Source organism: Pseudomonas sp. LBUM1652 (assembly GCF_059716105.1).
In genome coordinates, this window is record NZ_CP166804.1 from 2,239,204 (window position 1) to 2,251,060 (window position 11,857).

The 11,857-nt window shown below is 60.6% G+C and carries 8 protein-coding genes; 5 read left to right on the top strand and 3 right to left on the bottom strand.

The features are described from left to right. Nucleotides 1-63: 63 nt before the first annotated feature. The 3 genes from ACA069_RS10050 to ACA069_RS10060 are packed head-to-tail and all read right to left on the bottom strand — an operon-like array spanning nucleotide 64 to nucleotide 4,609. Entirely contained in the window at nucleotides 64-1,455 is a 1,392-nt protein-coding gene (locus tag ACA069_RS10050) for an efflux transporter outer membrane subunit (protein ID WP_497617281.1), read from the bottom strand. A 7-nt stretch (nucleotides 1,456-1,462) separates the two neighbouring features. Then, a complete protein-coding gene (locus ACA069_RS10055) occupies nucleotides 1,463-3,436 on the bottom strand; it encodes a MacB family efflux pump subunit (protein ID WP_497617283.1) in 1,974 nt (657 codons plus the stop codon). Next, nucleotides 3,437-4,609 carry an efflux RND transporter periplasmic adaptor subunit gene (locus ACA069_RS10060; RefSeq protein ID WP_497617285.1) on the bottom strand — a complete coding sequence of 391 codons (1,173 nt, stop codon included), beginning with the start codon at nucleotides 4,607-4,609 and terminating at the stop codon, nucleotides 3,437-3,439. A 324-nt stretch (nucleotides 4,610-4,933) separates the two neighbouring features. Here ACA069_RS10060 and ACA069_RS10065 point away from each other — a divergent pair, with 324 nt between their 5' ends. The 5 genes from ACA069_RS10065 (at nucleotide 4,934) to ACA069_RS10085 (ending at nucleotide 11,850) form a co-directional block, all read left to right on the top strand. After that, the gene (locus ACA069_RS10065; protein WP_489878699.1) at nucleotides 4,934-5,416 is read left to right on the top strand and encodes a sigma-70 family RNA polymerase sigma factor; all 483 of its coding nucleotides are present in this window, start codon (nucleotides 4,934-4,936) and stop codon (nucleotides 5,414-5,416) included. Nucleotides 5,417-5,549: 133 nt separating this feature from the next. After that, nucleotides 5,550-6,887, top strand: coding sequence for a lysine N(6)-hydroxylase/L-ornithine N(5)-oxygenase family protein (locus ACA069_RS10070; protein ID WP_497617287.1), 1,338 nt, complete (start codon nucleotides 5,550-5,552; stop codon nucleotides 6,885-6,887). A 572-nt stretch (nucleotides 6,888-7,459) separates the two neighbouring features. Beyond that, nucleotides 7,460-10,159: a magnesium-translocating P-type ATPase gene (mgtA, locus tag ACA069_RS10075; RefSeq protein WP_497617289.1), complete on the top strand. Its 2,700-nt coding sequence runs from the start codon at nucleotides 7,460-7,462 to the stop codon at nucleotides 10,157-10,159. 142 nt (nucleotides 10,160-10,301) lie between these two features. Continuing rightward, nucleotides 10,302-11,018: an MgtC/SapB family protein gene (locus ACA069_RS10080; RefSeq protein ID WP_187676895.1), complete on the top strand. Its 717-nt coding sequence runs from the start codon at nucleotides 10,302-10,304 to the stop codon at nucleotides 11,016-11,018. A gap of 301 nt (nucleotides 11,019-11,319) precedes the next feature. Continuing rightward, nucleotides 11,320-11,850, top strand: a complete 531-nt coding sequence (locus ACA069_RS10085) for a fimbrial protein (protein WP_187676896.1) — start codon at nucleotides 11,320-11,322, stop codon at nucleotides 11,848-11,850. The last annotated feature ends 7 nt before the right edge of the window (nucleotides 11,851-11,857 follow it).

The following is an 11,857-nucleotide window of genomic DNA, read 5'->3' on the forward strand; positions in this document are numbered from 1 at the left end:
GCAGGAATGCAATTCAATGTGGGAGCGAGCCTGCTCGCGAAAGCGGTCTGGCAGGCAGCGAAATTACAGCGCCTGCCACCCACCTCCAAGTGCCTTGTACAGCGCAATGCTCGCCTGTACCCGCGACAGTCGCAATTGCGCATTCTGATCTTGCGCCGCATACAACGTGCGCTGGGTTTCCAGCACCGTCAGCAAGTCTTCGGCGCCGGCCTGATAGCGGCTCTGGGCGATGTTGAACGCGGTCTGCGCCTGGCTCAATTCCTCGTTCTGCCACAATCGCTGCTCATCAAGGCGTCGAATGCTGTTGAGGGCTTTCTCCACATCGGCGAAGCCGTTGATGATCGCGCCACGATAGTTCTCCAGCAGTTCTTGCTGGCGCGCCGTGGCCTTGTCGCGTTCAGCGCCGAGGCGCCCGTTATTGAAGATCGGCGCGACCAGTCCGGCGGTGAGGTTGTAGAAGGGGCTGCGAATCAGGTCGTCGAACTGGTTGGCGCCGGAGCCGAGTTGGGCCGTCAGGGTCAGCGCCGGCAGCATGGCCGCACGGGCGACTTTGACGTCGGCCTCGGCGGCGGACAGTTGTGCTTCGGCGCGAGCGATGTCCGGGCGGTGGCTGAGCAACTCGCTGGGTACACCGGCAGCGATATCTGGCCATTGCAGGTGATCGAAGGACTCTTTCGGCGACAGTTGTTGCACCGGTTGGCCGAGCAGCGCAGCCAGGCTGATCAGCGCGTCTTGCGCTTGCTGCTGCACCCGCGGCAATTGCCATTGCTGAGCGGCCACCAGACTTTTTTGCTGGGCCAGTTCCAATGCCGTCGCCGAGCCTGACTCATAACGCGTCTGCACCAGCTTCAGCACGCTTTGGGCGTTGGCCAGATTCAGTTCGGCAATGCGGCTTTGCTCGCGCAGCGACAGGGTTTGCGCATAGGTATTGGCAACGCCGCTGAGCAGTGTCAGCTCCACGGTGGCACGATCGAATTCACTGGCTTGCAGGGTGAATTGCGCACTGTCGCGGGACGCGCGTTTGCCGCCCCAGAAGTCGATTTCGTAAGTGGCACTCAGATTGGTATCGAAGTAGTCCACAGCCTTGTTGCTGCTGTTGGCGTCCAGTTGGCTGTAGCCGGTGCCGCGCAGCAGTTTTTGCCGGTTGGCATTGAATCCGGCTTTGACCTCCGGCAGCAATGAACCGCCGGCGATCACCGTGCCGGCCTGCGCCTGACGCACCCTGGCAACAGCGGCCGCGAGGTCGAAACTGCCGGCTCGCGCCTGTTCGATCAGGCTGTCGAGTTCCGGGCTGCCGAACTGCGTCCACCACTGTGCATTGTTGCGGGCGGCGCTGGCAGCTTGTGGCGATTGCCACGTCGCCGGTGGCAGCAGGCCGCTGTCCGGACGCTGGACGGGATTGGCGCAGGCACTGAGCAACAGGCAGACGGTCAACAGGCTAAGGCACGGTTTCATAGATCGATCATTCACTGGTAAGGGCCGTGACCGGGTCGAGCCGGGCAGCTTTGCGGGCCGGCATGAAGCCGAAGACAACGCCGGTGACCAGTGCGCAGCCGAAGGCGCCGAGCACGGCCGTCAGGGAAAACGCCACGGCGACTTCACTGAGCACCAGCACGCCGCCGACGATCAGCGCCAACGCGATCCCGGCAATGCCGCCGACCACCGAGAGCATCACGGCCTCGGTGAGGAACTGGCGCAGGATGTCCCGTTGTCGCGCACCTGTGGCCATGCGGATACCGATCTCACGGGTGCGTTCGCGCACGGTCATGAGCATGATATTCATCACGCCGATACCGCCCACCAGCAGCGAGATCGCGGCAATCGAACCGAGCATCAGCGACAGGGTGTTTTGCGTGCGCGCCTCGGCCTGGATCATCGCGGCGTTGTTGGTCAGTTCGAAATCCTTTTTGCCGTTGTGCAGGCGCAGCATCAGTTGTTCGATGGCCTGTTCGGCTTCCTTGACCTTGCGTGCGTCGGCGGCGGCGATGGCCACGTATTCCGGATCGCGGGTGCCGAACAGACGCACGCTGGCTGCCGAGTAGGGCACGGCGATACGGTCATCGCTGTCGGAGTCGCCGGAGCTGGCGCCTTTTTCCGCCAGTACGCCGACCACCTGAAATGGCACGTTCTCGATCAGGATGTAATGGCCGATCGGGTTGATCACATCCTTGAGCAATTTGCTGCGGACCTTGTGGCCGATCACCGCAACGGCTGCGGCATTCTGTTCATCGGCGTCGGTGAAATAACTGCCTTGCACCACCGGCCAGTTGAAGATCGCCGGGAAGTTTGTGTCGTTACCGCCGACATAACTCATGTGGTCGATATTGCCGTAACGCACCCCGGCTTCGGCGCCGTTGACCGGCATGATCCGCTGCACTTGCGGCAGGCTCGCCAGGGCACGGACATCGTCCAGAGTGATGATGCCCGGCGGCGTGCGCGGGTTGGGCGCCGAGCCGCTGAGGTAAATGATGTTCGAGCCGAACGCGCCCATCTGCGCCATGACCTGGCGCTTGCTGCCTTCGCCGACAGCGAGCATCACCACCACCGACGCCACGCCGATGATGATCCCGAGCAGGGTCAGGGCAGTGCGGAAGCGGTTGATCCACATCACCCGCCACGCCGCGTGCAAGGCGTCCACCAGTTCGCCTTTCCAGGCGCCAGTGGCCTCGGCGCCCTCGGCCAGACGCTTGCGCAGATCCACCGCTTGCAAGGCGCCGGGGTTGGCCGTGGTTTGCGCCTCGGGATTGTCCTTGGCGCTGTCGCTGATGATCAGGCCGTCGCGTATTTCGATGATGCGCTTGGCCCGCGCCGCCACTTCGCGGTCGTGGGTGATGAGAATTACCACATGGCCCTGGCTCGCCAGCTCATCGAGCAGCGCCATGACCTCTTTGCCGCTGTGGCTGTCGAGGGCACCGGTAGGTTCGTCGGCCAGAATGATGTGGCCGCCGTTCATCAAGGCGCGGGCAATCGACACCCGCTGTTGCTGGCCGCCGGAGAGCTGGTGCGGACGGTTGCCGGTGCGCGAGGACAGGCCTAGACGGTCGAGCAGGGCGGCGGCGCGGGCATGACGCTCGGCGGCCGGCGTGCCGGCGTAGATCGCCGGCATCTCGACGTTTTCCTGCGCCGAGCCGGACGGGATCAGGTGATAACCCTGGAACACAAAACCGAACGCTTCGCGGCGCAGCCAGGCCAGTTCGTCGCTGTCCAGGCCGGCGACGTTTTCCCCGGCGAAGCGGTATTCGCCGGACGTTGGCCGGTCGAGGCAGCCGAGAATATTCATCAGCGTCGACTTGCCGGAGCCGGAAGCGCCGACGATCGCGACGAACTCGCCGGCATGGATCGACAGGTCGATGCCACGCAAGACGTGAACTTCAGGGGCGTCGCCACCGCCGTAGGATTTGCGGATGTCCTGCAGGTCGATCAGGGGCGTCTGCATTCAACCACCACTGCCATCGGCCGGACCGATCAGCAAGTGATCGCCTTCCTTCAGACCATCGAGAATCTGCACCTTGAGGCGGTCACTGATGCCAGTGTGCACCTCTCGCGATTCGATGTTGCCGTTGGCGGCGACCACTCGAGCCGTTTGCCGATCGCCCTTGTTGCTGCCATTCAGGGCTGCCACCGGTGCGGTCAGGATGTCTTTGGCCTGATTGGCGACGAAGAACACCTGGGTGGTCATTTCGGCCATCAAGGCGTTGTCGGCGTTATCAACGTCGAGCAGCACGGTGTAAAGCACGACGCGGGCGCTGCCGCTTTTACTGCTGCTGGCCGGGCTGCCGCCGCCCTGGCTGGTTTGATCCAGCGGTTTGGGCGGCACCGGCAGGATCTGCCGCACGGTGCTGCTCCAGCGCCGGTTACCGCCGCTGAGGGTGGTGAAGTAAGCGATCATGCCCGGTTTGACGTGGCCTATGTCGGCTTCCGACACCTCGGCCCACACCGTCATCGGTGAGAGTTTGGCGATGCGCAGGATCAGCGGTGTCTGTTGCTGGGCGTTGAGGGTCTGGCCTTCGCGGGCATCGAGGGCAACCACGGTGCCGGCCATCGGCGCATAGATCCGGGTGTAGCCGAGTTCGGCCTGATCGCTGCGCAGGCTGGCTTCGGCCTGACGAATCTGCGCCTGGAACATGTCGACGCGGGCCTGCGTGGCTTTCAGTTCGGCGCGGGCGGTTTGCACGTCTTCTTCACGGGTCGCACCGCCGGCGGCAAGATTCTGCTGGCGCTGGTACTTCTGTTGCGCCAGTTCGTGCTGGGCGCGTTGTTCCTGCAATTGCGCCTTTAGATTCTCGACGGAGAAACGCCCGGCATCGAGCTTGGCCCGCTGCGTCGACGGGTCGATCTCCACCAGCAACTGGCCGTCCTTGACCACGTCGCCGACTTCTACGTGGATCTTCTGAATCTGTCCTGAAGCCTGTGCGCCCACGTCCACATAACGACGCGGTTGCAGGGTGCCGAGCGCGGTGACGCTGCTTTCGATATCGCCGCGTGTGACTTGCACGGTGGCAAATTTATCCCGGCCCGGCGGCATGATCTGCCACGCGGCGTAAGCGACAACGGGGATCAGACAAAGGACTGCGAGCAGGGCGCGTCGGGCGGGGCGGGGACGTTTCATGCAGGGTTCCGGCCAGTGGAAATCGGCCCGTCGTTCGGCTGGCACACAGATTCGGGCAGCGCTGAACGCTGTCGCAGGGCACGACAGACACGGGAAGCTGTCCTGTAAACGAGGAAAGTGCGGGGGAATTTAAGCGCTGACACACGATGTAACAGCTATAGCGCAGGACTATTTATCGGGCAAAGACAAACGCTACTTTAAATCTATATGAGAATTACTATAAATTACGCACCTCACGTTGCCACTATCTTGCTACCGCTCATCGCGTGTTCATCGATCAGTGTGCTCAAGGACAGAAACCGCACCTTTTTGCGGCCGGGAGTCATGTTGGAAAACTACTATCGCGAGCTGGTGTGTTTCCTGAACGCCAAGCTGGGCAACCGTCAGGTTGCCGAGGATGTGGTGCATGACGCCTATCTGCGGGTGCTGGAACGTTCCAGCGACACGCCGATCGAGCAACCCCGGGCGTTTCTTTATCGCACGGCGTTGAATCTGGTCATCGACGATCATCGGCGCAATGCTCTGCGCCAGGTCGAACCGTTGGAAGTGCTCGACAATGAAGAGCGCTATTTCACGCCGTCCCCCCACGGCACCCTCGATCACGGACAGCGCCTGGAAATGCTCCAGCGTGCCCTGGCCGAACTGTCATCCGCCTGCCGTGAAAGTTTTCTGCTGCGCAAGATCGACGGCCTGTCGCATCCGGAAATTGCTGAACAGCTCGGCATTTCCAAGGCTCTGGTGGAAAAGCATATCGTCAATGCCATGAAACATTGCCGTCTGCGGATCAAGCAATGGGATGCCCATTGAGCCATCGCCGGTAAATTTTATTTCACTGTCCTCGTTCCTACTCAACAGACGACCTGCTGTCCTGCTCAAGGCCGGTCAGGTCACTTAGGCTCTCCTTCCCCTTGTTGAGGGGTTCATCCAGAGGACACTGGAAATGACACAGGCAATTGCATCGCCCATCGTTCACGACCTGATCGGCGTCGGTTTCGGCCCTTCGAACCTGGCACTGGCCATCGCTCTGCAAGAGCGCGGCCCGACGCACGGCGAACTGGATGTACTGTTCCTCGACAAGCAGGCCGACTACAGCTGGCACGGTAATACCCTGTCGACCCAGAGCGAATTGCAGATTTCCTTCCTGAAGGATCTGGTGACCCTGCGCAATCCGACCAGCCCTTACTCGTTCGTCAATTACCTCAAGTACCACGGTCGTCTGGTCGATTTCATCAACCTCGGCACCTTCTACCCGTGCCGCATGGAGTACAACGACTACCTGCGCTGGGTCGCCGGGCAGTTCACCGGGCAGAGCCGTTATGGTGAAGAAGTGCTGACCATCGAGCCGGTACTGCACAACCATCAGGTTGAAGCGCTACGAGTGATTTCCCGCGACAGCCAGGGGCTGCAACATGTGCGCACAACCCGTTCGGTGGTAGTGAGTGCCGGTGGCACACCGCGAATTCCCGAGGCGTTCAAGGCGTTGAAAGGCAACTCACGCGTGTTCCACCACTCGCAATACCTGTCGCAGATGGCCAAGCAGCCTTGCGTGAACAATCAGCCGATGAGCATCGCGATCATCGGCGGCGGGCAGAGCGCGGCGGAGGCCTTTATCGATCTGAACGATTCGTTCCCGTCGGTGCAAGTCGACATGATTTTGCGTGGCTCGGCCCTCAAGCCTGCGGACGACAGCCCGTTCGTCAACGAAGTGTTCTCGCCTGAGTTCACCGATCTGGTGTTCCAGCAGAACAGCGCCGAGCGTGAACGTCTGGTCAACGAGTACCACAACACCAACTATTCAGTGGTGGACATCGACCTGATCGAACGCATCTACGGCATCTTCTACCGCCAGAAAGTCTCCGGGATTGCCCGTCATGCGTTCCGCACTTTGACCACCGTCGAGAGCGCCACCGCTACTGAAAACGGTATCGAACTGGCCGTGCGCAACAACGCCACTGGCGAAGTCACCGTGCGCCTGTACGACGCCGTGGTGCTGGCCACCGGCTACGAGCGGCAGATGCACCGCAAACTGCTCGCGCCGCTGGAAGAATACCTGGGCGGCTTCGAGGTTGATCGCAACTACAAAGTGCTCACCGACGAACGCTGCAAGGCCGGCATCTACATGCAGGGCTTCTGTCAGGCCAGCCACGGTTTGAGCGACACGTTGTTGTCGGTGTTGCCAATCCGTGCCGATGAAATTGCCGGCTCGCTGTATGAGCATGGCAAGAATCGTGGGCACAGCCGTTCGATGGCGGATCTGCTGTTGGCGACTGCCAGCTGAATCAGCATTGCCTGATACACCGCATTCGCGAGCAGGCTCGCTCCCACAATGGTTCTGTGTACGCAGGACAAAATGTGGGAGCGAGCCTGCTCGCGAAGGGGCCATCAAAAGCACCACAAAATCCGAATCCTGAACCCTTCCTGAACGCCCCCCACATTCCCCGACACACCTCCTTTCACGGGTTTACTCTCCAGACATCGAGGCGTAAGCTTCGCGCGTTTTCATCAATAGCGGAGACCCACAGTGGGTACTTGTTCGAGTGACAGTTGTCGGCCGGTCTCGGTAACCGGCAGATTCTCGGCAAGATAACGCGCCTCCTTTGTGCCGTTGTCTCGCCGTAATAGCGAGCAGCGGCATCCCGTGCATGGCCAGTCCTTGGTCGTGTCTCGACGTCCTTCTCATCGACACTGAAAGAGCGTGATTCCGACTTTTTAAAGTCGCCATCGCAGCCCTATCGACACGCCTGTCTTTTCTGACCGGCGCGCCAAACCTTGCCGTGCCGGTTTACCCGGCGGACGAGGCGCGGTCGTACCTGCTTGACGGTTTCCCGGCTGACCACAGGGGCAACAGCCATGAAACTTACGCTCAAGGAATTTTTCGCAGGCTTTCTGCGGACCCGCCACTTCGCCCGGCACTTCCGTCGCCTGGCGTTGCTGGAAACCATCAACGACACCACGGTCAGCCGTGAAGTCCCGCCCACTCTGGCCAACACGCTGGTCGATGCTGCGCATGGCGACAGCGCTGTGTTGCTGTCTTCAATGGGGACCCACGCCGAAGGCCTGACTGATTTTGAAGTCGATGCCCTGCGTGCGCAGTACGGCCTCAATGAAGTCGAGCACGAGCAGCCGCTGCCGTGGTGGACACACCTGTGGCACTGCTACAAAAACCCGTTCAACCTGCTGCTGACCTTGCTGGCGGTCATCTCGTGGCTGACCGAAGACCTCAAAGCCGCCGTGGTGATTTTCTCCATGGTGGTGCTGTCGACGCTGCTGCGCTTTTGGCAGGAAAGCAAATCCAACCAGGCCGCCGACGCACTCAAGGCCATGGTCAGCAACACCGCCACGGTGATGCGCCGTGACGCACCGCGCGCCGAGTTGCCGATCAAGCAATTGGTGCCGGGCGATCTGATCGTGCTGTCGGCCGGCGACATGATTCCCGCCGATTGCCGGGTGCTCAGCGCCAAAGACCTGTTCGTCAGTCAGGCGGCAATGACTGGCGAATCGATGCCGGTGGAGAAGTTCTCGCGTCAGGCTGATCGCGACACACGCAATCCGCTGGAGCTGGAAAATATCCTGTTCATGGGTACCAACGTGGTGTCCGGCACGGCGGTGGCAGTGGTTCTCACCACCGGCAACAGCACCTACTTCGGTGCCCTGGCGCAACGTGTCGGCGCGACTGATCGTGCGGTCACGTCGTTCCAGCTGGGCGTCAACAAAGTCAGCTGGCTGTTGATCCGTTTCATGTTCGTCATGGCGCCGCTGGTGCTGTTCATCAACGGTTTCACCAAGGGTGACTGGACCGAAGCGCTGCTGTTCGCGCTGTCGATTGCGGTCGGGCTGACCCCGGAAATGCTGCCAATGATCGTCACCTCGACGTTGGCCAAAGGCGCGGTGTTTCTGTCGCGCAAGAAAGTCATCGTCAAACGCCTCGATGCCATTCAGAACTTCGGCGCCATGGACGTGCTGTGCACCGACAAGACCGGCACCCTGACCCAGGACAAGATTTTCCTCGCGCGCAATGTCGACGTCTGGGGCGAAGACTCCGACGATGTGCTGGAAATGGCCTACCTCAACAGCTACTACCAGACCGGCCTGAAAAACCTGCTCGACGTGGCCGTACTGGAACACGTGGAAGTTCACCGTGAACTGAAAGTCGGCACCGCGTTTCGCAAGGTCGATGAGATCCCGTTCGACTTCAACCGTCGCCGTATGTCGGTGGTTGTCGAGGGGCGCGGTCAGCCGCATCAACTGATCTGCAAAGGCGCGGTGGAAGAAGTGCTGGCAGTGTGCAGCCGCGTGCGTCACGGTGACGTCGATGAAGCCTTGAGCGATGAATTGCTGACCCGGATTCGTCAGGTCACCGCAGCATTCAACGCTGAAGGCTTGCGCGTAGTGGCGGTGGCGGCCCGCTCGATGCCTGAAGGTCGCGACGTCTATAGCCTGGCCGATGAACAGGATCTGACGCTGATTGGTTACGTGGCATTCCTTGATCCACCGAAAGAAAGCACCGCGCCGGCGCTCAAGGCCTTGGCTGAGCATGGCGTAGCCGTGAAGGTGCTGACCGGTGACAACGAATTGGTGACCGCGAAAATCTGCCGCGAAGTCGGCCTCGCGCAACAGGGCTTGTTACTGGGCAACGATATCGAGCGCATGAGCGATGCCGAACTGGCCGAGGCGGTAGAGAAAACCAACGTCTTCGCCAAACTGACGCCGTCGCACAAGGAACGCATCGTGCGCATCCTCAAGGGCAACGGTCATGTGGTCGGTTTCATGGGCGACGGCATCAACGATGCGCCGGCGCTGCGCACGGCCGACATCGGTATCTCGGTGGATAGCGCGGTGGACATCGCCAAAGAGGCCGCGGACATCATCCTTCTGGAAAAGAGCCTGATGGTGCTGGAGGAGGGCGTGCTCGAAGGGCGGCGCACCTTCGCCAACATGCTCAAGTACATCAAGATGACCGCCAGTTCCAACTTCGGCAACGTGTTCTCGGTGCTGGTTGCCAGTGCATTTATTCCGTTCCTGCCGATGCTGCCCATGCATCTGTTGGTGCAGAACCTGCTCTACGACATTTCGCAGATCGCCATCCCGTTCGACAACGTCGATGAAGAGATGCTGAAAAAGCCGCAGCGCTGGCAGCCGGGCGACGTTGGGCGCTTCATGCTGTTCTTCGGCCCGATCAGTTCGATCTTCGACATCACCACGTTCGCTTTGATGTGGTACGTGTTTGATGCCAACACCCCGGATCACCAGACGCTGTTCCAGTCGGGCTGGTTCGTGGTGGGGTTGCTGACCCAGACGCTGATCGTGCACATGATCCGCACGCCGAAGATTCCGTTTCTGCAAAGCCGCGCAGCCCTGCCGCTGCTGGTAATGACCGGGATCATCATGGCGGTCGGCATCTTCCTGCCGATGGGGCCGCTGGCGCACTACTTCAAATTGCAGGCGGTGCCATCGCTGTACTTCGTGTTCCTGCCGGTGATTCTGCTGGCGTACATGGCGTTGACCCAAGCGGTTAAAGGTTTCTACATCCGCCGGTTCGGCTGGCAATAACAGCATTACAACGCTGTTCCCCGTGTGGGAGCGAGCCTGCTCGCGAAGGCGTCGTGTCAGTTGCATTTATGTTGGCTGACATACCGCTTTCGCGAGCAGGCTCGCTTCCACAGGGGATTGGTATGTTTTCAAGGACAAGACTATGCAAGCCATCAACAACCTCAACCTGACCTCGCTGCTCGACACCCTGATCAGCCTCAGCGCCGCGTTCATCCTCGGCGGCTTGATCGGCTTCGAGCGCCAGTATCGGCAACGCACTGCCGGCCTGCGCACCAATGTGCTGGTGGCGGTCGGCGCGGCGATTTTCGTCGACATGGCCAACCGTCTCGCTGGCGCTGAAGGCGCGGTGCGGGTGGTTGCCTATGTGGTCTCCGGCATCGGTTTTCTCGGTGCCGGCGTGATCATGCGCGAAGAAGGCAACGTGCGCGGCCTCAACACTGCCGCAACCCTGTGGACCTCGGCAGCAGTCGGCGCCTGCGCGGGTGCGGACCTGCTCGCCGAAGCAGTGCTCGGCACACTGTTCATCCTCGCCGCCAACACCTTGCTGCGGCCTATCGTCAACAACATCAACCGTCAGCCGCTGGACGTGGTCTCGGCGGAAGTCACCAACATCGTCTACGTCATCGCCCGGCGCTCGCAGCAGAAAGCCGTGTTCGCCTTGCTCGAAGCGGAACTGGAACGCAGTAATTACCCGGCCAGCGATGTCGACGTGCATGCCTTCGGTGCCGATGAAATTGAAATCGAGGCGACGCTGGCGACCACCTCGGTCGATGGGGATGAACTGGATGCTCTGGTAGCGCGGATCTCGACGTCATCGCTGGTGGTGCAGGCGTTCTGGAGTCCGAGTACCACCGATTAGCGCTGAGAAATGTCCTACATGTCGGAGAGAAAGAACTTACATTTTCACTAAGGGGCATCACTCATTATTTTCCCCGGAGCAGAGATGCCCGGCGTCCTGAATAATCAGTGAGGCATCACTTTTCTCACAACTGTTGGGCCAGGAAAATACCGGCGGCGATGGCCAAAAGTATGGGGGGCTTCAGTTGTCGGAATAAGCCATGGTTTATTTGTTACAGCGATAAACCAGGTTGCCGCTCGTGAGTTGTTTGGGAAGCCAGGCCGCTGGGCCTGATAAATAACTATCCCTAGAGATGCCTACGATGAATAAGTTTTTCGCTGTGACTACCGCTGCTGTTGCCATGAGCCTTGCTTCTTTCGCCAATGCTGCGCCAGCAACCGGCAACCCAGGCACCGTGCGCTTTATCGGTGAAATCGTTTCCGGCGCGTGCGGTATCGACGCCAACTCCCTTGATCAAACTGTTTCGCTGGGTCAGGTGCCGTCGAACCGTTTCAAGGCTACGGGTGATCGCTCCGACCCGGTCAAGTTCGACATCGTCCTGACCGACTGCGACACCACCACCCAGAAGAACGCCCGCTTCACCTTCAGCGGCGTGCAGGATCCATCGGTTCCGGCACTGTTCGCCACGACTGGCCTGGCCCAGAACGTCGGCATCCGCCTGCAGGCCAGCGCTGGTGAAATGCTCGATAACGGCAAGGAGCAGGTCGCGCCGGTCGTTCTGCAAGACGGCAACAACACCGTGACCTTCGCGGCGATGTACGAAGCCACCGCTGCTTCCGTTACTACTGGTGAAGCGGACAGCGTTGCCAACTTCACCGTTGCCTACAACTGATACGCCC